Source organism: Synechococcus sp. CCY 9618 (assembly GCF_019038415.1).
GTDB lineage: Bacteria > Cyanobacteriota > Cyanobacteriia > PCC-6307 > Cyanobiaceae > Cyanobium.
This window is the reverse complement of the sequence record NZ_JAFKRG010000006.1, coordinates 18,878-41,731: the sequence shown is the minus strand read 5'-3', so window position 1 is coordinate 41,731 and position 22,854 is coordinate 18,878. Positions and strand designations below refer to the sequence as shown.

General features: G+C 69.5%; 22 protein-coding genes. 7 read left to right on the top strand and 15 right to left on the bottom strand.

The window, feature by feature from the left end:
- The first annotated feature begins 179 nt into the window (after positions 1–179).
- The 3 genes from KUG41_RS01185 (at position 180) to KUG41_RS01175 (ending at position 4,692) form a co-directional block, all read left to right on the top strand.
- The gene (locus KUG41_RS01185) at positions 180–1,940 is read left to right on the top strand and encodes a TolC family protein (RefSeq protein WP_254216711.1); all 1,761 of its coding nucleotides are present in this window, start codon (positions 180–182) and stop codon (positions 1,938–1,940) included.
- A complete protein-coding gene (locus KUG41_RS01180) occupies positions 1,937–3,349 on the top strand; it encodes a chloride channel protein (RefSeq protein WP_216900235.1) in 1,413 nt (470 codons plus the stop codon). Before KUG41_RS01185 ends, KUG41_RS01180 begins: the two co-directional genes overlap by 4 nt.
- A gap of 245 nt (positions 3,350–3,594) precedes the next feature.
- Positions 3,595–4,692, top strand: coding sequence for a diguanylate cyclase domain-containing protein (locus KUG41_RS01175; RefSeq protein WP_371733989.1), 1,098 nt, complete (start codon positions 3,595–3,597; stop codon positions 4,690–4,692).
- 34 nt (positions 4,693–4,726) lie between these two features.
- On the opposite strand, the gene KUG41_RS01170 is transcribed toward KUG41_RS01175, so the two are convergent.
- The 4 genes from KUG41_RS01170 to psbP are packed head-to-tail and all read right to left on the bottom strand — an operon-like array spanning position 4,727 to position 8,017.
- A complete protein-coding gene (locus KUG41_RS01170; protein ID WP_216900320.1) occupies positions 4,727–4,918 on the bottom strand; it encodes a hypothetical protein in 192 nt (63 codons plus the stop codon).
- Positions 4,915–6,255, bottom strand: a complete 1,341-nt coding sequence (locus KUG41_RS01165; RefSeq protein ID WP_216900233.1) for an NHLP bacteriocin system secretion protein — start codon at positions 6,253–6,255, stop codon at positions 4,915–4,917. Before KUG41_RS01165 ends, KUG41_RS01170 begins: the two co-directional genes overlap by 4 nt.
- A 32-nt stretch (positions 6,256–6,287) precedes the next feature.
- Positions 6,288–7,373: an FAD-dependent oxidoreductase gene (locus tag KUG41_RS01160; RefSeq protein ID WP_216900231.1), complete on the bottom strand. Its 1,086-nt coding sequence runs from the start codon at positions 7,371–7,373 to the stop codon at positions 6,288–6,290.
- Between the two features lie 2 nt (positions 7,374–7,375).
- Complete coding sequence (gene psbP / locus KUG41_RS01155) at positions 7,376–8,017, bottom strand: photosystem II reaction center PsbP (protein WP_254216710.1); 642 nt, start codon at positions 8,015–8,017, stop codon at positions 7,376–7,378.
- A gap of 105 nt (positions 8,018–8,122) precedes the next feature.
- On the opposite strand from psbP, the gene recR reads away from it, so the two are divergent.
- Together recR and lipA are read left to right on the top strand one after the other, a co-directional pair.
- Positions 8,123–8,692, top strand: a complete 570-nt coding sequence (gene recR / locus KUG41_RS01150; RefSeq protein WP_254216717.1) for a recombination mediator RecR — start codon at positions 8,123–8,125, stop codon at positions 8,690–8,692.
- Between the two features lie 10 nt (positions 8,693–8,702).
- Positions 8,703–9,653: a lipoyl synthase gene (gene lipA / locus KUG41_RS01145; RefSeq protein WP_216900229.1), complete on the top strand. Its 951-nt coding sequence runs from the start codon at positions 8,703–8,705 to the stop codon at positions 9,651–9,653.
- Here the strand turns inward: lipA and KUG41_RS01140 are convergent.
- The 10 genes from KUG41_RS01140 to lysA form a co-directional block, all read right to left on the bottom strand.
- Positions 9,635–10,192 (bottom strand): YbhB/YbcL family Raf kinase inhibitor-like protein, encoded by a 558-nt coding sequence (locus KUG41_RS01140; protein WP_216900227.1) that lies wholly within the window; start codon positions 10,190–10,192, stop codon positions 9,635–9,637. The genes lipA and KUG41_RS01140 overlap by 19 nt on opposite strands.
- Positions 10,193–10,246: 54 nt before the next feature.
- On the bottom strand, positions 10,247–10,795 hold the full coding sequence (locus KUG41_RS01135) for a DOMON-like domain-containing protein (protein ID WP_216900225.1): 549 nt from the start codon (positions 10,793–10,795) through the stop codon (positions 10,247–10,249).
- Positions 10,795–11,937 (bottom strand): phosphotransferase enzyme family protein, encoded by a 1,143-nt coding sequence (locus tag KUG41_RS01130; RefSeq protein WP_216900223.1) that lies wholly within the window; start codon positions 11,935–11,937, stop codon positions 10,795–10,797. Before KUG41_RS01130 ends, KUG41_RS01135 begins: the two co-directional genes overlap by 1 nt.
- A 79-nt stretch (positions 11,938–12,016) precedes the next feature.
- Entirely contained in the window at positions 12,017–12,523 is a 507-nt protein-coding gene (locus tag KUG41_RS01125) for a hypothetical protein (RefSeq protein WP_216900221.1), read from the bottom strand.
- Positions 12,517–13,545: a DUF952 domain-containing protein gene (locus KUG41_RS01120; protein WP_216900219.1), complete on the bottom strand. Its 1,029-nt coding sequence runs from the start codon at positions 13,543–13,545 to the stop codon at positions 12,517–12,519. The genes KUG41_RS01125 and KUG41_RS01120 overlap by 7 nt, the downstream gene beginning before the upstream one ends.
- A gap of 10 nt (positions 13,546–13,555) precedes the next feature.
- Positions 13,556–14,500: a rhodanese-related sulfurtransferase gene (locus KUG41_RS01115; RefSeq protein WP_216900308.1), complete on the bottom strand. Its 945-nt coding sequence runs from the start codon at positions 14,498–14,500 to the stop codon at positions 13,556–13,558.
- Positions 14,497–15,471, bottom strand: a complete 975-nt coding sequence (gene bioB / locus KUG41_RS01110) for a biotin synthase BioB (protein WP_216900217.1) — start codon at positions 15,469–15,471, stop codon at positions 14,497–14,499. The genes KUG41_RS01115 and bioB overlap by 4 nt, the downstream gene beginning before the upstream one ends.
- Positions 15,468–16,256, bottom strand: coding sequence for an isoprenyl transferase (locus tag KUG41_RS01105; protein ID WP_216900216.1), 789 nt, complete (start codon positions 16,254–16,256; stop codon positions 15,468–15,470). Before KUG41_RS01105 ends, bioB begins: the two co-directional genes overlap by 4 nt.
- Positions 16,253–17,068: a diadenylate cyclase CdaA gene (gene cdaA, locus KUG41_RS01100; protein ID WP_216900215.1), complete on the bottom strand. Its 816-nt coding sequence runs from the start codon at positions 17,066–17,068 to the stop codon at positions 16,253–16,255. Before cdaA ends, KUG41_RS01105 begins: the two co-directional genes overlap by 4 nt.
- 48 nt (positions 17,069–17,116) lie before the next feature.
- Positions 17,117–18,556, bottom strand: a complete 1,440-nt coding sequence (gene lysA / locus KUG41_RS01095) for a diaminopimelate decarboxylase (RefSeq protein WP_216900214.1) — start codon at positions 18,554–18,556, stop codon at positions 17,117–17,119.
- A gap of 62 nt (positions 18,557–18,618) precedes the next feature.
- On the opposite strand from lysA, the gene KUG41_RS01090 reads away from it, so the two are divergent.
- Positions 18,619–19,083, top strand: a complete 465-nt coding sequence (locus tag KUG41_RS01090) for a GNAT family N-acetyltransferase (protein WP_216900213.1) — start codon at positions 18,619–18,621, stop codon at positions 19,081–19,083.
- Between the two features lie 177 nt (positions 19,084–19,260).
- On the top strand, positions 19,261–21,813 hold the full coding sequence (locus KUG41_RS01085; protein WP_216900212.1) for an ATP-dependent Clp protease ATP-binding subunit: 2,553 nt from the start codon (positions 19,261–19,263) through the stop codon (positions 21,811–21,813).
- A gap of 9 nt (positions 21,814–21,822) precedes the next feature.
- Here KUG41_RS01085 and KUG41_RS01080 read toward each other — a convergent pair whose 3' ends face one another.
- Entirely contained in the window at positions 21,823–22,782 is a 960-nt protein-coding gene (locus KUG41_RS01080) for a hypothetical protein (protein ID WP_216900211.1), read from the bottom strand.
- Positions 22,783–22,854 lie beyond the last annotated feature (72 nt).

Sequence of the window (22,854 nt, the reverse complement as noted above, 5' to 3'; positions counted from 1 at the left end):
TCCAGGGGTCCTGCCCGCGTGGCCCTCGACCTGCTGATCTTCGGCCTGGCCTGCAGTGGATCCTCAACTCCGGCGGTGCCGCTCGTCTGCCCATGGTCTTTGCCATCGGGGTCCAACTGGGTTTCAGCTCCTGGGAGTCCGGGATGACGATGTCGAGCAGACTGGGCGCCGGATGGGACATGCAGCGCACCATGGGGGGCAGTGGAGCGGAGCGGTCCCGGGGCAGGCGCAGCGGCGTGGCGCTGATCCTGGGGTTCAGCCTCTGGCCTGCCGTCCTGGTGGGCCCGCCGGCGGTCGCCCAGCCCCTGCCCCTGCGGGGGGCCGGCGCCCAGGAACGGCTGGAGCGCAACTGGAGAGAGCTGGATCGTCAGATCAAAGCCCTTGATGCCCTGCTGCCCTCCGCAGACGAGCCCCGTCCGAGCGATGGTCTGGCCATGCCGGCGCTGCCGCAGACGCTGCTGGCCCCGAATGCCCCCCCAACGGCACCACTGCGGCCCCAGGCGGCGACACCCCCGGCGCCGCTGGCGCTGCCGGAGGCCGGCAGCCTGGGAGCCGGCCTGATCCAGGGCCTCAGCCTGGACCAGGCCCTGGCGATCGGCTTCGCCAACAGCCCCAGCGTGCAGGCCCTCCGCGAAGAGGTGGCGGCAGCCCTGGCTGAACTGCAGAGCCGCATGGGCGCCTACTGGCCACGGATCTCGGCCTTCGCCGGCGGGGGCACCGACCAGGGCAGCACCAGCTTCTTCTCACCGACAGGAACCGGAACTCTCTTCCCCCCCAGCAGTCCCTTCTTCATCCCCCCCGGAGGACGGGCCTCCTTCAACACCAACAACCAGGCGGTGACCGCCGGCCTGCAGCTGCACTACGAGCTGCTGGACTTCGCCCGTACCCCCAGGGCCCAGGCCGCCCTGGCGGGCCTGCAGAGCGCCCGCCAGGAGTACGCCGAGGCCCTGCGGCGGCTTCAGCTCAGCCTGAGCGAGAGCTACTACCAGCTGCAGCGGGCCGACCAGCTCGTGCGCATCCGTGACGCGGCGGTGCGCAACGACCTGCTGATCCTTCAGGACAGCCTGGATCTCAAGCAGGCCGGACTGGTGCCCCGGCTCGACGTGCTGCGCCGCCAGGCCATCGAGGCCAGCGACCAGGAGCTGCTGATCGCAGCCCTGGCGGAACGGGCGATCGCCCGGCGGCGCTTGGCGGCCCTGCTCAATCTGCCGCCCGAACTGACCCCGGCCGCCAGCGATCCGATCCGCCTGCAGCCCCGCTGGCCGCTCGATCTGGAGGCCAGCCTGCTGGCCTCTTACCGGAACAACCCGGAACTGGAGGCGATCCTGGCGACCCGCGACGCCCTGCTGCGCCAGAAGGATGCGGTGGCCGCCGGGCTGCTGCCGAAGCTGTCCCTGTTCGCCAGCGCCGGCGCCAGCGCGGCCAACGCCAACAGCTGGAACGTGCGCAGCGCCGACGGCGGCTGCTGCGGCGCCACCGTGGCCACCTCCCTCAACACCTACGGCAGCGACTGGTCGGTGGGCCTGACGCTGAGCTGGCTGCTCTTCGATGCGGGCAGCACCCGGGGCGAGGAAAGGGCCCTGGCCCGCCGCAGTGCGGCCGCGGCCCAGCGGTACGCGGCTCGCCGCAATGACATCCGGCTGCGGATCGAGCAGGCCTTCCTCGGCCACGAAGCCAGCCTGGCCCGGCTGGTGGCGGCCCGGCGCGGGGTTGCCGCGGGCCTGGAGGCTTTCCGCGACGCCCGCCTCCGCTACCAGGCGGGACTGAGCAGCGAACTCGATCTCTCCAACACCCAGGAGAGGCTGATAACCAGCCTGGTCCAGCGGCTGGAGGCCACCGTGAACGTGAACGTCACCTACGCCCAGCTGCTGCGCGAACTGCTGCCCATGCCCACCGATCCGGCCGCCCCGGTTCCGGCGCTTCTTCAGTGGACGCCATGACCCCCCCCGTACCCGTCATCGGCACCGATGCCGTTGCGGCGGCAGAGGACGGGAGCCTGACCTGCGGGCAGGTGATCACCCTGCTGCTGGCCGCTCCGCTGCTGCTGCTGCTGCTGCAGCCCTACCAGTGGATCTCGGCCCTGGGGTTCCGGCTGCAGAAGCTCTGGCCCCTGGGCGACGGGGGCGGGATCAGGCCGATGAGCCTGCTCCTGGTGTTTGCCGGCACGGTGCTGCTGGCCCTGCTGGCCAACGGCCCCCTGAAGGGCGGCAGGGGCGGGGGGCTGACGGGGGTGCTGGCCCTGCAGATGGTGCAGGTTTCCGTGGGGCCAACCCGCACCGCAGCGCTCAGATCCCTCGATCTGCGCGGCCAGCTGGCCCGCCTGCCCCTGCTGGTGCTCACCCACGGCGCCAGCCTCACGGTGGGTCTGGAGTCCCCCTCCGCCTCCCTGGGCGCGAGCCTGCTGCTGGCGCTTCGGCACAGGGCCGCTCCCCTGCAGCGCCTGCCCCTGCCGGTGCTGCTGGCGACCGGAGCGGGCGCCGGCCTGGGCATCGCCTTCCATTCCGTGCTGCTGGGGGTCACCTACGCCGTGGAGGAACTGTGCCGCCGGCGATCGGCCGCCCTGATCAACGGAACCCTGCTGATGGCTGGCCTGGGCGTGGTCCTCAGTGGAGCCACGGGCCTGTGGCCCATGATCCCCGATGCCGCTCCCGCCCACCATGCGGGCATCAACACGCTGGTGGATCTCGACGGCCGCCTGCTGGGACGGATGGGGCTCCTGATCCTGGTGGCGGGCGGGCTGGGGGGAGTGTTCAGCGCCTTCACCGCCTGGATGGCGCACCGCTGGAGCCTCTGGCTCTCCAGACCCCGGCCCCCGGGCGATCGGCCCGTTCAGCGCCTGCTGCTGGCGGCCGTTCTGGCCGGGCTGGTGATGGCCCTGGCGGCGATCGCCAGCAATGGCTGGAGCCTCAACGATGGACAGTTGCTGATCCTCCAGATGGCCTACGGAGAGAATCCCCCCGGACTCGACCTGTTCCCCTGGCGCCTGCTGGCGTCGGTGCTGAGCATCGCCATCGGCGCCCCCGGGGGAGTGATGCACGATGCCATGTCCCTGGGAGCCCTGCTGGCGGGCCCTTTCAGCGGGGATCTGCCATCGCCGGAGCGTCAGCTGCTGGTGTGGTGCGGGGCGACGGCCCTGTTCAGCGGCGCCTGCCGCACCCCTCTGTTCTGCGCCCTGTTCGTGGCCCAGATCGCCGGGACCATCGCCCTCTCACCACTCCTGCTGCTGGTGGCCGCCCTGGCGGCACCGGTCGGCGGCTGGGTGCGCCAGGACACATGGAATGAAGTGCAGCTGGAGCGCTGGCTTGAGAATCACCATGGCACCGGGGGAAGTGCGATGAAGGGAGGGTGAGTATACGGGGGCGGTACATTGTCTGACCAGGAAACAGACCCCCAGGTGTGATCTGGTTTCGCTTGGAGGCATGACAAGTTCAGGAAAAACACGATAAAATTGCAACTTCAGTCATCAGGTAAAGACGCGTCAGCAACCGGCGATTCCGCCAGCGCTCCCCTTCCCATGAAAGGGGGTCAGGATTTTTGGCAGCATCAGCCGCAGCTTCTGCCACAGCCATCCCCTCGACAACCCTGCGGCCTCCGGTGGCCGGTCAGCTTCCCTTTCCCACCATCCATCAGAGCCAGCCATTGAAACCTCCTTCCACCCCTGAAGACGAAATGCAAAGGCTGGCGAAGCTGCGTTCCCTATGCATCCTGGACACAACGAAGGAGAGTCGGTTTGACCGGCTCACCCGGATGGCTCAGCGCATCTTCAACGTGCCGATCTCCCTGGTGAGCCTTGTGGACGAAAATCGGCAATGGTTCAAGTCCTGCATCGGTCTGGATGCCTCGGAAACATTGAGAGACATCTCCTTCTGCGGACATGCCATTCTCGGATCGGAGGTCTTCATCGTGGAAGATGCTCTTCAAGATGGGAGATTCTCCGACAATCCCCTGGTGGTGGATGACCCTCACATCCGCTTCTATGCCGGTTGCCCCCTCATCCTTGACAACCGCAAGCTGGGAACGCTCTGCATCATCGATCAATCGCCCCGGTCCCTGGATCCGGATCAGATCGACACCCTCAAAGACCTCGCCGCCATGGTCGAGCACGAACTGGCAGTCACCCTGCTCGCCACCAAGGACGAACTCACCGGCCTCTCCAACCGACGCGGTTTCCTGTCCCTGGCCCAGCAGAGTCTCCAACTCTGCACCCGGCAGGGTACTCCGGTTTCCCTTCTCTTCCTCGACCTTGACCGCTTCAAGGCCATCAACGACAACCACGGCCATGAGGAGGGGGATCGGGCCCTGATCACGTTCGCCGAACGCATCCAGCATGTCTGTCGCGATTCCGATGTCATTGCCCGGCTGGGGGGTGATGAATTCACCGTGCTGCTGATCAATGCCACCCAGGCTCAGGCGGAGAAGGTGATCCTCCGGCTGAAGGACGCCCTGAACCACGACAATCGTCTTTCAGACAAAGATTATGAGATTGAATTTTCCTACGGAATCACGGCATTCCAACCGGAAAAACATGAAACCATTGCAGAACTGCTTGCTGATGGTGATGCGTTGATGTACGACCTCAAACGCCTTCGCAACATCGATCGCGATGAGGACGACGACAGCGAGCGGTTCTCCACAGATTCCGAGGCCTCCTGGGCCAGCTTCGTCAACAGATTCCAGGAAACCGCAGGCTGAACAGCCGCACGGATCCCCACACCGATCATGGGGCTCATTCAGGACGTGAGGCCAACCAGCGTTCGACGCGGTATCCCAGGATCACCACCAGCACCACGAGCCAGAACCACAGTTCCGGCGGATTGGCATTGCAGAGCACCACCAGCAGCACCGCTTCACTGACCAGCCAGGGCAGCTCCTGACGCAGCAGGGGATTGCGGATCCGCAGCCGGCTGCGTCGGCTCACGGCAGACCGCCAGGCTGGCGCAGGGGAGGACGGTCCCAGAGGCGATCGATCCGCAGGCTGCGGTAGCCGCCGGTGAGGGAGCGAAGTCCGGGCAGCACGTAGGTGATCGGTGGGCGCCACTCCACATAGGCATGGCCGGCGATCGTGAGTCCCTCGCGAACGGGAAACACGCTGCTGCCGTTCGAGAGGGTCCAGTCATACCCATCCCGGCTGGTGGGGTCGCGCTGAAGGCTGATCTCAGCGCGCATCACCGGTCCCCGCTTGAGCAGGTCGCGGGCCAGCTGGGGATTGCCGATGGTGGTGGAGATGTCCTCCTCCGTGGCCGGCAGGGTCAGCACCCGGCGCACCGTGCCCACGATCCCTCCGAAGCGGCCCCGCTGGTCCCACAGGGGCACCACCTCCACCGGCAGACCCACCGGCAGGCGGCGGGCATCGGCAGGCGCGAAATAGGCCACCGCCTGCAGCCTCGGCGCGTCCTTGCCCGCAGCATCGGGCCGCCCCAGGGTGCCCAGGCGCTGGCCGGTGGCCACCGTCTGGCCCTGGATCACCTGCAGATCCAGCACCGTGCCGTCCCGGTCGGCGAGCACCTGGCCGTCGTAGGCCAGCCGGGCTTCGGTGACCCTGATCTGGCGGCGCAGGTCGTCGATCCGATACCGGCGCTGCAGGGCCTGGGTCTGGATGTCCAGCTCCACCTGCTCGTAGCGGGTGAGCAACTCCTTCTCCTGGATCCGCACGGCGTCGAGACTGACGCCATTGCTGGTGAGGCCCTGCTCGGCAGCCACCACCTCGGCAGCCAGGGGGGCCACCACCTCCCGACCACTCAGCCAGCGAAGGTTGCGCACCTTCTCGGCGTAGGTGGCCCCCAGGGCCTCGTAGCGGCGGCGGTCCTGGGCCAGCTTGGCCAGCGCAGTGTCGACGCTGAGCTTCTCGCTGGCCAGACGCAGGGCATCCCTTCGGTCCAGATCCCTGTTGTGGCGCTCCAGCTGGGCCAGGTTGCCCCGCTGCTGCTGCAGCTGGCGGTCGAGCACCGGCAGATGGAGCTCGATCAGCACCTGCCCCCGCTGCACCCTGTCCCCCACTGTCACCCGCAGACGGCGGACCTGGCCGCCGGAACGGGCATCAAGCAGGCCGGCATTATCTGGATAGAGGAGCACCCCCTGGCCCATCACTTCGGTGGGAACCGGCCAGAACAGCACCCACAGTCCCAGGGCCCCGCCCATGGCCACGAGGCAGGCAGCCACCTGACCCCGGTCGCCCAGACCCCGCCAGCGCCGCCCCAGGCCCGCCACCGGCCGGCGGGGCCGTGGTGCACCGGACGGGGAAGCGGAGGAGTCCATCGGCGCCAGCATGCAGGATGGATCGGCGCCTGTCAGCCCGGCAGGGTTCCCAATCTCGCCAGGGTCGACAGTTCGGAGCCGTCCGTGATGGCTGCCGCCAGCAGGGGGGCAAGCACCGGCACCTGGGCGAAGGCACCGCCGAAGCCGCTGAAGACCCAGAGACCCGCCGCCCCCGGCACGGGACCCACCAGGGGAACGGCGCCGATGCAGAACGCCACCGGGACCTGCAGGAAGGGACCTGGCAGAGCGGCCAGGACCGGATCAAGTCCGGCCAGGCCCCGGCGCAGGTGGCTCTCCATCGCCGCCGCCGCCGGCGGGATGCCGGCGGCCAGCCCCGGCCGCACCAGGCTGCTCTGGCCCAGCAGCAGCCCCTGCCCCCAGGGGGCGAAACCGGCATCCACGATCCAGCGCTCCTCCTGCAGCGCCGCGGCGCCCCCCTCCAGGGCCGGGCGCTGCCAGCGGCGGGGCTGCACGATGCGGCAGGCCGCGGCATGGCGCACCCAGCGGCTGGGTGGCGACCTCGGCAGGTTGGATCGATCCTGCAGAGTGAGCACGCCGGCCCAGCTGGCCCGCAGCCGCTCGGGCAGGCCGGGAGCCAGCTGGCGGCAACCGGCCCCCGCCGCCAGCACCACCTGATCCACCGTCAGGAGCGGGCCCGGCTCCAGATCCAGCAGCCAGCCACCGGAACCGGGCCGCGGCGGACCCACCACCCGGGCACGGCGCCGGGCAACCCCGGCAGCCGCCAGCGCCCCAGGCAGGGCGGCCATCAGCACGGTGCTGTCCACCTGGGCGAACGGGGGCCGCAGCAGCGGGGTGGCCCAGCCGCCGCCATGGAGCCGCAGCCCGCAGCCCCGCCAGCCGAGCGGGCCATGGCGGGCCTCGAGCCGGTGCCAGGCGGCCGGAGCCCGGCGGATCAGCCCGCCAAGGGGACCGGGAGCTCCGGCCCACCAGGCCACGCCGCCGTAGCTGAGGGCCGTGGCCCCGTCGCTGCCGGCATCGATGAGCACCACGGCCAGCCCCCGCTCCGCCAGCTCCAGGGCCAGCAGGCTGCCGGCCAGCCCCCCCCCCACCACAGCCACCCGGACCTGGCGAGCCCCCGCCGGTCCCGGTGCGGTCACGCTCAGATCTGCAGGGTGAAGGAGCCGATCACCACCCCGAACAGGTCCTTCACCTTGGTCCAGCGGGCCTCGTTGGTGCTGGCGGCGAAGGTATAGAGCCGGCCACGGTCCACCACCACCGTGGCCAGCTCGTGGCGGTCCCGGTCGGCCAGATGGACCCGGTATTCGAGATCGAAGTAGGTGTGGCCTCCCTGCTCCCGTTCGCGGGCTTCCACCAGCTCGGCATCACGGCCGCTGCCCTCCGGCGAAATCACGCTGCGGCGCAGGGTCTCCCCCACCTCGACCGCGCTGCCCAGCTGGCTGAGGTCCCGCTCCGGGGTGACCTCGGACACCACCAGGCTGAGGGTCTCGTCGCTGTTGATCAGATCGTGGAAGACCACCTGGGGGCCATCGCTCACCTGCACCCGGGTCCAGCCGGTGGGATAGAGGAAGGCGTAGCGCCCGTCGGGACTCTGGAAGGAATTGAGGCCCGCGGCGGCGGCACTGCAACCCACCAGCACCAGGGTCAGCAGCAGCCCCGTCAGCAGGGAGCCCAGGCCCCGGCGGCGCCCGTTGCGGCGAGCGGAGGCCGGTGGAGCACCGGGGACGGGGGCGGCGGAAGAACCCATGGCGCGAAGCGGGGCAAGGGGGCGGGCGGGAGCCATGGGCCATCTTCACCCGGCGCCCCCCCGCTCCGCGCGCCAGGCCCCTCCTAGATTCTCCCCATCTGCAGCGGTTCGCTGAGCGGTTTCACCCGACCCCTGGCCCGGCTGATCGACCAGTTCGAGCGCCTGCCGGGCATCGGCCCCCGCACGGCCCAGCGGCTGGCCCTGCATCTGCTGCGCCAGCCGGAGGAGCAGATCCGCAGCTTCGCCGATGCCCTGCTGGCGGCCCGCAGCCAGGTGGGGCAGTGCCGCGGCTGCTTCCATCTCTCGGCCGAGGAGTTCTGTGAGATCTGCCGCAACGAGGAGCGCCGCAACGGCCAGGTGTGCGTGGTGGCCGACTCCCGCGACCTGCTGGCGATGGAGCGCACCCACGAATTCCACGGGGGTTACCACGTGCTGGGGGGACTGATCTCGCCGATGGATGGGGTGGGCCCCGAACTGCTGCAGATCCAGCCCCTGGTGGAGCGGGTGGACCGGGACGGGATCACCGAGGTGATCCTGGCCCTCACCCCCAGCGTCGAGGGGGACACCACCAGCCTCTACCTGGCCCGGCTGCTGAAGCCCTTCACCAGCGTCACCCGCATCGCCTACGGCCTGCCGGTGGGGGGGGAGCTGGAATACGCCGATGAGGTCACCCTGGCGCGGGCCTTCGAAGGCCGCCGCCGGATGGAATGAGCCCGCAGCCATGACCAGCACCAGCCGCTACAGCGCCATCCCTCCCGCCGAGCGGCTGCCGGACTGGATCCGCCGGCCCCTGGGGGAGGCCTCGGCCCTGGAGCGGGTGCAGGGGGTGGTGAAGCAGCAGCGGCTGCACACCATCTGCGAGGAGGGCCGCTGTCCCAACCGGGGGGAGTGCTACGCCGCCGGCACCGCCACCTTCCTGCTGGGCGGGCCCATCTGCACCCGCAGCTGCGCCTTCTGCCAGGTGGACAAGGGCCGGGCCCCCGTTCCCCTCGATGGCAGCGAGCCGGAGCGGGTGGCCGAGGCGGTGCAGGTGCTGGGGCTGCGCTACGTGGTGCTCACCGCCGTGGCCCGCGACGACCTGGCCGACCACGGTGCCGGCCTGTTCACTGCCACGATGGCGGCGATTCGCCGGCGTGATCCCGCCGTGGCGATCGAACTGCTCACCCCCGATTTCTGGGGCGGCCACCCGGACCCGGAGGCGGGCCGCCGGGCCCAGCGCCAGCGGCTGGCCACGGTGCTGGCCGCCGCTCCGGTGTGCTTCAACCACAACCTGGAGACGGTGGAGCGCCTGCAGGGAGAGGTGCGCCGCGGCGCCACCTACCGCCGCTCCCTGGAGCTGCTGGCCGCCGCCCGGGAACTGGCGCCGGCGATCCCCACCAAATCCGGTCTGATGCTGGGCCTCGGCGAAAGCCGCCAGGAGGTGGTGGCCAGCCTGGAGCAGCTGCGGGCGGCCGGCTGCCAGCGGCTCACCCTGGGCCAGTACCTGCGGCCCTCCCTGGCCCACATCCCGGTGGCCCGCTACTGGAGGCCGGAGGAGTTCGAAGAGTTGGGCGCCGTCGCCCGGGGCCTGGGCTTCCTCCAGGTGCGCAGCGGCCCCCTGGTGCGCAGCAGCTACCACGCCGGTGAGGATGGATCAGTGCCCACTTGTGAGCCTCAGCGGCTGCGGCCGTAGAAGCCCGTGAAGGTGGCCGTGCCCAGGCTGTTGGCGTTCACCATGTAACCCGCCAGGGCAGCGGAGGCGCCCTCGGGAACCTCCAGCTTCGCCACCTTCAGGGCATGGAGCGTGAACACGTAGCGATGGGGGCTGTCCCCCACCGGCGGGCAGGGACCACCCCAGCCCGGGATGCCGTAGTCGGTGCGGATCTGGCGGGCCCCGGCGGGCAGGCCGGCGCCACCAGCGCTCCCCGCACCGGAGGGCAGTCCCCTCAGGCCGGCGGGCAGGTCGAGCAGCAGCCAGTGCCACCAGCCGCTGCCTCCGGTGGGGGCGTCGGGATCGTGCACCAGCAGGGCGAAGCTGCGGGTGCCCGCCGGTGGTCCGCTCCAGGCCAGGGCAGGGGAGATGTTGGCGCCGGTGCAGCCGAAGCCGTCGAACACCTGGCGCAGCCCGATGGTGCCGCCGGCGGGGATGTCGCTGCTGCGCAGGCTGAACGGGACGGCCCGGGCGCCCGGAGCGGCCACCATCAGGGCAAGGGCCAGAACGACGGATCGCATCAGCGATGGGGGCCGGCGGAACCCACACCCTATCGATCATCCCGGATCCGCGGTTCAGAGCCGCAGCAGGAAGCCGTCCCGGCGGTGGAAATCGGGTTCGGGGCCGGGATGGGCCAGGGCCCAGTAGCTCAGCTCCCCCGCGGCGGACGCGATCACGGCCGTCACCCCGAGGTGGAGCCGCGTCGCGGCCGCCAGGGCCGGGGGCAGGGGGATGGCCGCCCGCAGGGTCAGGCGGCACTCGCCGGAGTCCAGCTGGAGGCTGGGGGTCCCGCAGGCGGACTCGGGCCGGAGGCCGGAGCGGTAGTCCTCGAGCCTGTAGAGGTTCCAGTGCCCGGCCGGTGACAGGTTGACCTCCCAGTAGGGGCCCTGTTCCCCGGTGGCCAGAAAACACTCGAAGCAGGTGGTCGTCCAGAGCTCGTCGCGGCGCCCCGGGGCCTGGGCCCAGGGTGGCAGCCGCAGCGTCTGGAGGGGACCCTCCAGGTGATAGATCAGGCTCAGCCGGCCGTCCTGGCGCTCCACCCGGCCGCTCAGCCGCAGGGCCGGCGGCACGACGCCGGGATCGAAGGGATGGAGGCCGAACGCAGCGCCAGAGGGAAGGGCCATCACCGACACGCGGGGGAATGGTGGGCCCGCAGATCCGCGATCAGGGCAGCGATCTGACGCTCCTGGGCCTCGATGCTCCGCGTCAGGCGGAACTGCACCATGGCCCGCTGCAGGTTGTGGCCAGGATGGTCCGCCCGGAAATAGACATCACCGGCCAGATGGTCGGTGAAGAAGCGCAGACCGAGCTCGAAGCTGATCAGGCGGATGGCGGACTGGAGATGGTCGTAGTCCGCATCGGTGAGAAAACCCGCCGCCGCGGCCAGGTAGCCGCCCAGCACCTGCCGGCAGCGCTCGAGGTCGAAACGCACGCTGTCCAGATCGCTGGTTTCCTCCCCCGCCGGATTGCAGCACGAACGCAGACAGTCGCCGATGTCGTAGTGAATCAGCCCCGGCTTCACCGTGTCCAGGTCCACCAGCGCCACCGCCAGGCCGGTGTGCACATCCAGCATCACGTTGCTGACCTTCGGGTCCCCATGGATGGGCCTCGGCACGAGCAGCCCCCGCGCCCGCGCCTGCTCCAGCACCGGGGCGAAGTCGCGACGGTCCTCCACGAAGGCACGGCAGTGGTGAACATCGGTCCCCGTCACCCCTGCTGCACTCGCCAGCACCGCGTCGTAGTGGGCCAGATAGGAGGGGGTCACATGGAAGCCCTCCAGGGTGTCCGCCAGCCGCTCCGGAGGCAGGTCACTGATCAGGTGATGGAACAGTCCAAGGCCGTAGCCCACCTCCCGGGCCTGATCAGCCGAGGCCACCACGTCGAAGCTGCGGGCGGCTTCGACGAAGGTGAGCAGGCGCCAGAACTCATCGCCCCGTTCCACCCAGGCCCGACCGTCCCGCCGCGCCCGCACCACCTGAGGCAGTTCCCAGCGGCGCTCCCCCCGCACGGGACAGGCCCGCGCCAGTCGCTTGCCCACGTGCTCCCCGATGGTGAGGATGTTGGCCATCACCAGATCGGGCCGGCGGAACACCCGCTGGTTCAGACGCTGCAGCACGTAGCGCCGCCCGGGGGAGCCCTCGGTGCTCACCTGATAGGTGTCGTTGACGTTGCCGCTGCCCAGGGGCTCGACGCTCGCGACCGGTCCGGGCAGGTCAAAGGCCGCTGCCATGGCCTTCAGCCCGTCGCCGCCGTCATCAAGAGTCATCCGTCCGTGCACCGGGGCCGGCGCTGCGGATGATGGCACGGGGGCCGGAGCGATCCGGGGGGGCCAGGCTGGCGGCGAATCAGACCGGTGCCGTGTGGCGAAGCCATCGCTCGCAGCGCCGCAGCCCTTCGCCGCAGTCTGCCTGCATCAGCAGGCCGGCGCCGCCCCAGAGCAGCCGCGGGGCCAGATCCAGCGGATCGCCGCCCAGCTCCCGCAGGGGGACGAAGCCGAGGCGGCGGAAGTAGCGCACCAGCCGCCGGTGCTGGCGATCCCCGTCGCGGATGGCCAGCAGCCGGGCCGTGCGGCAGGGGGTGGTTTCCAGGGCCCAGGCGAAGGTGGCGGCCCAGATCAGCGGCCCGACGGCCTGGGTGTCCTGACCCTGCACGCGCATGGTGTCCAGCCGCAGACCGTCCCGCGCCGGCAGAAACCAGCCCTTGAGCTCCCCCAGCAGCAGCGGCGCAGCCTCCGGCCGGGGCCGGGCCAGCACCACCCGCACCCCCCGCACCCCCACCCACCCACCGACACGCAGCCGCAGCAGCAGACCCCGGGCCCGGGCCCCCTGCTCCACGGCCGCCAGGGTCAGCATGGGGAGGGCGACACCACCGGAGCTGGCGGCCGGCGGGGAAAGGGCTCGGCCGTCAGCACCGCCTTCAGGGGCAGGGGCCCATGGATGTGGGGGAAGCGCTCTCCGCTGGGGGGGGCCGGTTCCCAGCGCACCGGCGCGGAGAGCTGCTGGGGGTCGATGGTGAGCAGCAGCACCTCCCCCGCATCGTCGTAGAAGCGCTGGAAGGTGGCGTCCACCTGGTGGGCGCCGCTGGCGTGGATGAACCCCACCTCCTCCAGGGAGCGCCCCCGGGTGGAGCGTCGGTAGACCCCCTGGGTGCGGGCCTCCCGCCACTCCTCCGCCAGGGCCAGGTGGTAGAGCCAGCGGGGGGATCGCCAGGCGTGGCGGGGAGCCCAGGCCTCCGCCATCACCTCGGCGAGGGCGGGACCTTCCAGGAAGCGGTGCAGCCAGCGGCGCAGCGGGGTGAGGGCCGGCTCCCGATCGAATCCCGCCGGATCGGCGAGCCGGAACTGGCGCACGAAGGGCCACAAGGCCAGATCGGCCAGGGAGGCCCGCGATCCCACCAGCCAGCCCCCCCGCTCCAGGGCCACGCTCCAGCGCATGAGGATCCGCAGGGCGGCGGCCCGGTGCTCCATGGGGTCGGCACCGGGATGGCGGCTGGCGTACTTGAAGCGATCCAGGTGGGTCTTGAACGTTCCGTCGTTCTCCTCGATCAGGGCGGCGATGGCCGCGCGCTCCATGGGGGCACCGGCCCGCAGCAGATCGGCCGGGTCATGGGCGCCCAGGGCCCAGCGCATCACCGCCAGGCTCTCGTCAAGCACCTGCGGCACGCCCGCAGGGCCCGCTCCGGCAGCCGCGGGCAGCCACAGCACCGGCACGGTGCCCTTGGCCGAGGCCTCCAGAAGTTCGGGAGGCTTGTGATCGAGATGGACCTCGCGGAGTTCCAGCTCCGAGCCCGGCCGCAGCCCGGCCGCCGCCAGGGCCATCCGGGCCCGGATGGCGAAGGGGCAGCGGCGGAAGCTGTAGAAGATCGGAGGGTCCATCGGGCAGTGCTCAGCGGTCGGCCGGCGGCATCGCCCGGCCGATGTGGCGGTCGCCGCGGAGGTCGGCCAGGGCCATCTGGCGCTGGCGCTCGGCGAACCGCTCCCGGTCGGCGGCGGAGAAGCGGCCGATGCAGTGGCGGCAGCTCACCCCTTCCACGTGGCTCGCCAGGGCCCGGTCGGCGGGGCTGAGGGGCAGGCCACAGGCATGGCAGAGGCTGTGGTGGCCGGGGACGAGCCGGTGATCGAGGGCCACCCGCTGGTCGAAGACGTAGCACTCCCCCCGCCAGCGGCTGGCGGCCTCCGGCACCCGCTCCAGGTAGCGCAGGATGCCGCCCTGCAGCTGGTGGACGCCGGTGAAGCCCTCCGCCAGCAGGTGGGCCGTGGCCTTCTCACAGCGGATGCCGCCGGTGCAGAACAGGGCCAGCCGGCGCGGGCGCCGATCGGCCACCAGGGGCCGCAACTGCCGCTCCACCCAGACAGGAAAGTCCCGGAAACTGGCGGTGTCCGGATCGATCGCCCCTTCGAAACTGCCCAGGGCCACCTCGTAACCATTGCGGGTATCGATCACCAGGGTGTCCGGGTCGGCCAGCAGGTCGTTCCAATGCTCAGCAGCCACCGGCACCCCGCTGCCGGCCCGGGGCGCGACCGAGGGCACCCCCATGGTGACGATCTCCTGCTTGAGGCGGACCTTGAAGCGATGGAAGATCTGGTGGGTCGCCTCGCTGCGCTTGACCTCCAGCCCCGCCAGCCGCGGATCGGCCTGCAGGTGGTCGAGGAGGGCGCCGACGCCGGTGGCGGAACCGCAGACGGTGCCGTTGATGCCTTCGCCCGCCAGCAGCACGGTGCCGCGCAGGTCCCCGGCACGGCCGAAGGCCTGGAGCCGCTCGCGCCAGAGGGGCAGTTCCGCCGCCGTGAAGCTGACGAACCGATAGAAGGCGGCGACCTGCACCCTCAGCGCGCTGCCGCCACCGGTGCCGGTGCCGTGGAGACCCGCACTCCGGCCGCCTGCAGCAGCTCCCGGTCGCTGGCCACCGCCGGGTTGGAGGTGGTGAGCAGGGTGTCGCCATAGAAGATCGAATCGGCCCCCGCCAGCAGGCAGAGGATCTGGGCCTCCCGCCCCAGCTGCTCCCGGCCGGCGCTCAGCCTCACCCGGCTGCGGGGCATGAGGATGCGGGCGGTGGCCACCATCCGCACCAGCTCCAGGGGGTCCACAGGGGGCCGTTCCTCCAGGGGGGTGCCCGCCACGGCCACCAGAGCGTTGATCGGCACGCTCTCGGGATGGGGATCCAGGCAGGCCAGCACCTGCAGGAGGCCAGCCCGGTCTTCCAGGGCCTCCCCGAGGCCGATGATGCCGCCGCAGCAGAGGTCGATGCCGGCGGACCTCACGCGCTGCAGGGTTTCGAGCCGCTCCTGGTAGGTGCGGGTGGAGATGATCCGGCCGTAGTGCTCCGGGCTGGTGTCCAGGTTGTGGTTGTAGGCGGTGAGCCCCGCCGCCGCCAGCCGCTCCGCCTGGTCGCCTGTGAGCATGCCGGCGGTGACGCAGGCCTCGAGTCCCAGCTCCCGCACACCGCGCACCATCGAGAGCATGGCCTCGAAGGGGGCCCCGTCCCGGATCTCCCGCCAGGCCCAACCCATGCAGAACCGGTGGGCGCCGGCGGCCCGGGCCGCCCGGGCCCGCTCCAGCACCGGTTCCACCGCCAGCTGGGGACGGCCGGCCACGTCGCTGGCGTGGTGCATCGACTGGGGGCAATAGGAGCAATCCTCCTCGCAGCCACCGGTCTTGACGCTCAGCAGAGAGGCCAGCTGGACGTGGTACCCGGGGTTGGCAGTGCGGTGCACAGCCTGGGCCTGCCACAACAGATCGACCAGGGGCAGGGTGAGCAGGGCCTGGATCTCCTCGCGGGACCAGTCGTGGCGCAGTTTCATTGAGCGTTCTCCACACCGTTCTGGACGCCGCCGAAGCGGCGCTGGCGGCCCTGATAATCCAACAGCGCCGCCAGCAGGGCCCCGGTGTCGAAATCGGGCCACAGCACCTCGGTGATGTGCAGCTCCGCATAGGCCAGTTGCCAGAGCAGGAAGTTGCTGATGCGGTGCTCGCCGCTGGTGCGGATCAGCAGATCGGGATCGGCGTCGCCGGCGGTGAACAGCTCGCCGGCGAACAGGGATTCATCGATGCTGGCCGGGTCAAGCTCGCCCCGGGCCGCCCGGTCGGCCAGGCGCCGGGCGGCGCGCACCAGCTCGCTGCGGCCACCGTAGTTGGTGCAGACATTGAAATGGATGCCGGTGTTGCCGGCGGTGCGCTCGGTGGCATCGGCGATCAGGCCCTGCAGGCCCTCGGGCAGCGGCTCCAGATCACCCAGGAAGCGGATCCGCACCTGCTGGCGCTCCAGCGCCTCCAGCTCCCTGGCCAGCACCCGTTCGAACAGGGCCATCAGAAAGGCCACCTCCTCCCCGGGCCGGGTCCAGTTCTCGGTGGAGAAGGCGTAGGCGGTGAGGGCGCCGATACCCCAGTCGCTGCAGTGGCGGAGCGTGCGCTTCAGCGCCTCCACCCCGGCTCGGTGGCCCATGGCCCGGGGCAGACCCCGCTGGCGGGCCCAGCGACCGTTGCCGTCCATGATCACGGCCACATGGCGTGGCAACCGAGCCGGATCGAGCTGGGCGGGCAGCTGATCGGGATCGGAGAATGGAGTGGTCGCCAGGGCGCGACTCATCCGCGATGTTCCGGCGGGTCCGCGGACACGCTACGTCCCGTCGGCACGGTGGCCAGGGCGTCGGTGAGCAGGTCGTGAAGTCGGCTGCTGGTGATGGGCCGCTCCAGTCGGCCCTGGGAGGCCAGGGACAGGGTGCCCGTCTCCTCGGAGACGACGATGCAGAAGCAGCCGTCGTGGCGCTCGGTGAGGCCCATGGCCGCCAGATGGCGGGTGCCGTAGCGATTCAGGCCCTGGCGGGAGAGGGGCAGGATCACACCAGCCGCCACGATCCGGTTCTTCTGGACCAGAACGGCACCGTCATGGAGCGGCGTGTCCACCGCGAAGAGGTTCAGCATCAGGTCGACCGAAAGGTGGGCATCGATCCGGATGCCGGGATTGAGGAAATCCTCCGGCCGCAGATCGCTGCCCAGATCGAGCACGATCAGGGCCCCGCAGCGGACCTGGGAGAGCCGGCCAGCCGCCTCGGTGAGCATGCTGACCGAGCCGGAGGCCAGTTGGTCGCGGCTGCGATCGGCGAACAGAACCCCGATCCGCCCGGTGCCCAGCAGCTCCATCAGCCGCCGCAGCTCGCCCTGCCAGAGGATCGCCAGGGCGAGGCTACAGGCCAGCACCAGGGCATCCACCAGGCTGCTGGTGAGCGGCAGGTTGGCGTAGCGCTGCACGAACCAGGCCAGCGCCACCAGGAACAGATACCCCCGCAGCAGCCAGAGGGTGCGCGCCTCGGTGACCCGGCCGAGCAGAAGCAGCCCGAGCAGGGAGGCGAACAGAAGATCGAGCAGCAGGCGGGGATCGATGAGCCGCAGCCAGATCACAAGGAATGGGAAGGGCAGGCCGGGTCACCGGAAGGCCGCCTGTCGGACTCAGATTACCGGCCGGAGCCGGGCCGGCAGGACGTCGTAGCGCAGTAGGTCTTCCGGCTGCTCCCGCCGCTGCACCAGCTCGGCGACGCCGTCGCGGACCAGCACCGCCGCCGGGCGTGGAATCCGGTTGTAGTTGGAGCCCATGGAGGCGTTGTAGGCCCCGGTGGCGAACACCGTCAGCACATCCCCGGGGGTGGCGGCCGGCAGCCGGACGTCATGGAGGAGCACATCTCCGGATTCGCAGTGCTTGCCCGCCACGGTCACCGTTTCGGTGCCTTCGGCGAGGGGCCGGTCGGCCATGACGGCCGTGTAGAGCGACTGATAGGTGATCGGGCGAGGGTTGTCGCTCATTCCACCGTCCACCGCCAGATAGGTGCGCAGACCAGGAATCTCCTTGCGGCTGCCCACCGTGTAGAGCGTGAGTCCGGCCGTGGCCACCAGGGAACGACCCGGCTCGCAGAGCAGCCGGGGCAGCGCCAGCTGGCGCTGACGGCAGGCTTCGGCCACCGCCCCGGCCACCACGCGCACCCATTCCTGGATGCTCGGCGGATCGTCGGAGCCGACATAGCGGATGCCGAGGCCGCCGCCGACGTTGAGGTCGCCGCAGGGGTGACCGAGGGAGCGGGCCAGGGCCAGGGCATCGGCCATCACTCCGGCGAGGTCGCGGTGGGGTTCCAGCTCGAAGATCTGGGAGCCGATGTGGGCATGCAGGCCATCCAGCCAGGCCCAGGGACAGGCGGCCAGGTGACGCAGCACCGGTTCCAGCTGGTCGGGATCGAAGCCGAACTTGCTGTCGAGGTGACCGGTGCGGATGTAGTCGTGGGTATGGCACTCGATGCCCGGTGTGAACCGCACCAGCAGACGAACGGGCCGCGGCCGCGAAGCCGCCAGCCTGGTGAGCAGTTCGATGTCGTTCCAGTTGTCGAGCACCACGGTGACGCCCCGGTCGATGGCGAGCTGGAGCTCTTCGGCCGACTTGTTGTTGCCGTGCAGAACGATCCGATCGGCCGGCATGCCGCCCTCGAGGGCCGTGAGCAGCTCGCCGGCGGAGACGGCATCGAGGCCCAGTCCCTCGGAGGCCACCAGGGCGGTGATCGCCAGGGAACTGTTGGCCTTGGAGGCGTAGAGGGCCAGGGCCTCGCCGGGGTAGTGCTCAGCCAGGGCCTGCCGGTAGGCCCTGCAGGTGGCCCGCAGGGTGGCCTCGTCCAGCACGTAGAGCGGTGTGCCGTGGGTACGGACCAGATCGCTCAAAAGGGAGCCACCCACCGTCAGCCGGCCCCGGCCGTCACAACGGGCGGTGATGGGGGCCAGGTTGCGGTTCGGACTGAGGAGATCGACGTCGTTCTCGTAGGCCACCCCGCCCTCCTCGGCCGAAACGGTGCTCCCCGCGCCGGGGGATGGGGCGAGGGAATCGGTCGTCGGGGATGCGCTCGTCACCATGACGGCCTGCTCCGGAGGAAGGTCGGGATGCCTGATCGTAAGGAGGTTCATGCCCGTCGGCCGTGCCGCCCCCCTTTCCCCTGCCGGCCCCGACCCTGTTCCGGCTGGCTCCGGCCCACGCGCCCGCCTGCCTGGCCCTGGACAGGGCCGCCCTGGGGGGGCTCTGGAGCCTGGGCCAGTGGCAGCGGGAGCTGGAGGAGGAGGAACGGCCGGGCATCGGCCTGGGCCGGGGCCCGGAGCTGCTGGCCATGGCCTGCGGCTGGCTGGTGCTCGACGAGCTCCACATCACCCTGGTGGCGGTGGCCCCCGGCCATCGCCGCAGGGGCTTCGGACGCAGGGTGCTGGTGGAACTGATGGACCATGCCGCCCTCCGCGGAGCCACCAGGGCGACGCTGGAGGTGGCGGCCGGAAACGACTCCGGCCGCGGGCTCTACGGGGCCCTGGGGTTCCGCACCGCCGGCATCCGTCATGGTTACTACCGCAACGGCGAGGACGCCCTGATCCAATGGCTCAGCATGAAGACGTGAAAGAGTGTGGATAACCGAAGTTATATGTACTCATTTCCGCTGATTCACAGCCAGTTATTTATTTTCTGGTCGGCTTCAGCCCTTGCGGCACAAAGGTTCGAGGCGAGAGTGGTCGCGGGTTCCCACGCCGCCCTTCAATCCTGATAGGTTGGTTGCACTTGCATCTGGTCCCGCCCCATGTTCGAGCGGTTTACCGAGAAGGCCATCAAGGTGATCATGCTGGCCCAGGAAGAGGCCCGCCGCCTCGGTCACAACTTCGTCGGCACCGAGCAGATCCTGCTGGGCCTGATCGGCGAAGGCACCGGTGTCGCCGCCAAGGTTCTCAAGTCAATGGGGGTCAACCTCAAGGACGCCCGGGTGGAGGTGGAGAAGATCATCGGTCGGGGCTCGGGCTTCGTGGCCGTCGAGATCCCCTTCACTCCCAGGGCCAAGCGGGTCCTGGAGCTGTCCCTCGAGGAGGCGCGCCAGCTGGGGCACAACTACATCGGCACCGAGCACCTGCTGCTGGGCCTGATCCGCGAAGGCGAGGGCGTCGCCGCCCGGGTTCTGGAGAACCTCGGGGTCGATCTGGCCAAGGTGCGCACCCAGGTGATCCGCATGCTGGGCGAAACGGCCGAGGTGGCCTCCGGCGGATCGGGCAAAGGCTCCACCAAGACGCCCACCCTCGATGAGTTCGGCAGCAATCTCACCCAGCTGGCGGCCGAGTCCAAGCTCGATCCGGTGGTGGGCCGTCAGAACGAAATCGACCGGGTGATTCAGATCCTCGGCCGCCGCACCAAGAACAATCCGGTGCTGATCGGCGAACCAGGCGTCGGCAAGACGGCCATCGCCGAAGGGCTCGCCCAGCGCATCACCCAGGGGGAGATCCCCGACATCCTCGAGGACAAGCGCGTCCTCACCCTCGACATCGGCCTGCTGGTGGCCGGCACCAAATATCGGGGTGAGTTCGAGGAGCGACTCAAGAAGATCATGGAGGAGATCCGCTCCGCCGGGAACGTGATCCTGGTGATCGATGAGGTTCACACCCTGATCGGAGCCGGTGCCGCCGAAGGGGCCATCGACGCCGCCAACATTCTCAAGCCCGCCCTGGCAAGGGGCGAGCTCCAGTGCATCGGCGCCACCACCCTCGACGAGTACCGGAAACACATCGAGCGCGATGCCGCCCTCGAGCGCCGCTTCCAGCCGGTGATGGTGGGAGAACCTTCCGTCATCGACACCATCGAGATTCTCAAGGGTCTGCGGGAGCGCTACGAGCAGCACCACCGTCTCAAGATCAGCGACGAGGCCCTCGTGGCCGCCGCCACCCTCGGCGACCGTTACATCAGCGACCGGTTCCTTCCCGACAAGGCCATCGACCTGATCGATGAGGCCGGCAGCCGGGTGCGCCTGCTCAACTCCAAGCTGCCACCGGCTGCCAAGGAAGTCGATAAACAGCTACGGGGCGTCCAGAAGGAAAAGGAGGACGCCGTGCGTCAGCAGGACTTCACCAAGGCCGGTGAACTCCGCGACAAGGAAGTGGAGCTGCGCGACCAGATCCGTTCGATCCTGCAGGCCCGCCGTGACGACGAACCTGCAGGCGCCTCCGTGGAGGGCGAGGCGGCGGTCGCGCTCGTCGCCCCGCCTGCCGATGCTGGCGGTACCGACGAATCCCGTTCGCCGCTGGTGACCGAAGAGGACATCGCCCAGATCGTCGCCTCCTGGACGGGCGTGCCGGTGCAGAAGCTCACCGAAAGCGAGTCTGTGAAGCTGCTGAACATGGAGGAGACTCTGCACCAGCGGCTGATCGGCCAGGACGAAGCGGTCAGGGCCGTGTCCCGGGCGATCCGGCGGGCCCGGGTGGGTCTGAAGAATCCCAACCGCCCCATCGCTAGTTTCATCTTCTCCGGCCCCACCGGCGTCGGCAAGACCGAACTCACCAAAGCTCTGGCCGCCTATTTCTTCGGCAGCGAGGAGGCCATGATCCGCCTCGACATGAGCGAGTTCATGGAGCGCCACACCGTGAGCAAGCTGATCGGCTCGCCTCCTGGCTATGTGGGCTTCAACGAAGGCGGCCAGCTCACCGAGGCAGTCCGTCGCCGTCCCTACACCGTGGTGCTCTTCGACGAGATCGAGAAAGCCCACCCCGATGTGTTCAACCTGCTGCTCCAGCTCCTGGAAGACGGCCGGCTCACTGATTCCAAGGGTCGTACGGTCGACTTCAAGAACACACTCATCATCATGACCTCGAACATCGGTTCGAAGGTGATCGAGAAGGGCGGCGGCGGCCTCGGCTTTGAGTTCGGCGGCGGCGATGTTGAGGAGACGCAGTACAACCGGATCCGCTCCCTGGTCAATGAGGAACTCAAGCAGTATTTCCGCCCCGAGTTCCTCAACCGTCTCGATGAGATCATCGTCTTCCGTCAGCTCACCCGCGACGAAGTCAAACTGATCGCCGAGATCATGCTGCGCGAAGTCTTCGCCCGCATGCAGGACAAGGGCATCGGCATGGCGGTCACCGAGGCCTTCAAGGAACGACTCGTGGAAGAGGGCTACAACCCCAGCTACGGAGCCCGTCCCCTGCGCCGCGCCGTGATGCGCCTGCTGGAGGATTCGCTGGCAGAGGAATTCCTCTCCGGCCGGATCGGCGAAGGCGATGCCTGCCTCGTGGATGTCGACGACGACAAGCAGGTGGTGATCCGCAAGCAGTCGGCCACACCGGCTCTGCCGGAACTGGCCAGCGCCAGCGCTTGATCGGCGGTTTCAGTTGGGCAGGGTGGGAAAGATGAACCTCCCGTCCAGACGGGGCAGGGGGGTTGGGGATTCGATCAGCCCCATTTTCACCAGCACGGCATGTTCCCTGCGCAGGGGGCCCATGAGGGTCCCACCCTCGCTGGAGAGCATCTGATACTGCTCCTGCATTCCCGGATACAGCAGGCCCTTCTGTTCCGATCGGAGTTGCTCCACGGGAATTCCCATCATGGAAGCCAACGCGGGCACCACCTTGTCGGGGGAGTTCCGCTCCAGGGAGCGCGCCTCGCGCCAGCCCTCGATCAGGGCCGCCACCGCCCTGGGATGTCGCCGCAGATACTCCGGTGACACCGCCAGCACATCCAGAACCTCCCCCGGCAGAGACCGGGTGGAGATCACCAATCGCAGATCCAGCTTTTTCTGCAACATCGCAGAGCTCGGTGGATAGGTGAGCACCGCCTTGACCTCCCCTGATCGGAGCATGCCTGCGAAAGCCTCCTGGGGCGCGAAACGAAGTTGGGAGGGTGGAGGGCCCCCAAGCTCAGCCCGTTCAAAAATACGTTGGATGAGATACATCGAGAGCGCGGAATCTTCTAAGGCGATAGGCTGATTGCGCAAAGAAGAAAGGGTCTCGTATCCTGGCAGGCCAAGAAGTTGATCGCCGCCGCGAGATTCATCGATCACGAAGACGATCACCGGACATCGCTGCGGCACCTTGGCGCAGACCAGGATGGTGTCCCCCATCGAGAATGAAACCGCATCGGCACCACCCTCGACGTAACGACGAATCTGATCAGCGGGATTTCGGAAGGACTGGATCTTCACCCTGACCGACGACTCCCGGAACATCTTCTGGCGCTGAGCCAGGCGGAAGTAGGCGAAACCAGGCCATTCGTTGATGGCAATGCGCAACTCAGGGACCTTGTTTCCGCAGGCCGACAGAACAAGCGTCAGCATCAGGCCGACAGCCATTCGCCACCGCAGCTGGGGCTGTGTTTTTGACAGGTTTACGCCAGCGACAAGCGGAGATACCACGATGAAAAG

Bases quoted from the DNA above. Each gene is read 5' to 3' on its own strand.
- KUG41_RS01185 (WP_254216711.1), top strand. From the start codon at position 180: ATGCAGCGCACCATGGGGGGCAGTGGAGCGGAGCGGTCCCGGGGCAGG.
- KUG41_RS01180 (WP_216900235.1), top strand. From the start codon at position 1,937: ATGACCCCCCCCGTACCCGTCATCGGCACCGATGCCGTTGCGGCGGCA.
- KUG41_RS01165 (WP_216900233.1), bottom strand. From the start codon at position 6,255: ATGGACTCCTCCGCTTCCCCGTCCGGTGCACCACGGCCCCGCCGGCCG.
- psbP (WP_254216710.1), bottom strand. From the start codon at position 8,017: ATGGCTCCCGCCCGCCCCCTTGCCCCGCTTCGCGCCATGGGTTCTTCC.
- lipA (WP_216900229.1), top strand. From the start codon at position 8,703: ATGACCAGCACCAGCCGCTACAGCGCCATCCCTCCCGCCGAGCGGCTG.
- KUG41_RS01140 (WP_216900227.1), bottom strand. From the start codon at position 10,192: ATGCGATCCGTCGTTCTGGCCCTTGCCCTGATGGTGGCCGCTCCGGGC.
- KUG41_RS01135 (WP_216900225.1), bottom strand. From the start codon at position 10,795: ATGGCCCTTCCCTCTGGCGCTGCGTTCGGCCTCCATCCCTTCGATCCC.
- KUG41_RS01130 (WP_216900223.1), bottom strand. From the start codon at position 11,937: ATGACTCTTGATGACGGCGGCGACGGGCTGAAGGCCATGGCAGCGGCC.
- KUG41_RS01125 (WP_216900221.1), bottom strand. From the start codon at position 12,523: ATGCTGACCCTGGCGGCCGTGGAGCAGGGGGCCCGGGCCCGGGGTCTG.
- KUG41_RS01120 (WP_216900219.1), bottom strand. From the start codon at position 13,545: ATGGACCCTCCGATCTTCTACAGCTTCCGCCGCTGCCCCTTCGCCATC.
- bioB (WP_216900217.1), bottom strand. From the start codon at position 15,471: ATGAAACTGCGCCACGACTGGTCCCGCGAGGAGATCCAGGCCCTGCTC.
- KUG41_RS01105 (WP_216900216.1), bottom strand. From the start codon at position 16,256: ATGAGTCGCGCCCTGGCGACCACTCCATTCTCCGATCCCGATCAGCTG.
- lysA (WP_216900214.1), bottom strand. From the start codon at position 18,556: ATGGTGACGAGCGCATCCCCGACGACCGATTCCCTCGCCCCATCCCCC.
- KUG41_RS01085 (WP_216900212.1), top strand. From the start codon at position 19,261: ATGTTCGAGCGGTTTACCGAGAAGGCCATCAAGGTGATCATGCTGGCC.
- KUG41_RS01080 (WP_216900211.1), bottom strand. From the start codon at position 22,782: ATGGCTGTCGGCCTGATGCTGACGCTTGTTCTGTCGGCCTGCGGAAAC.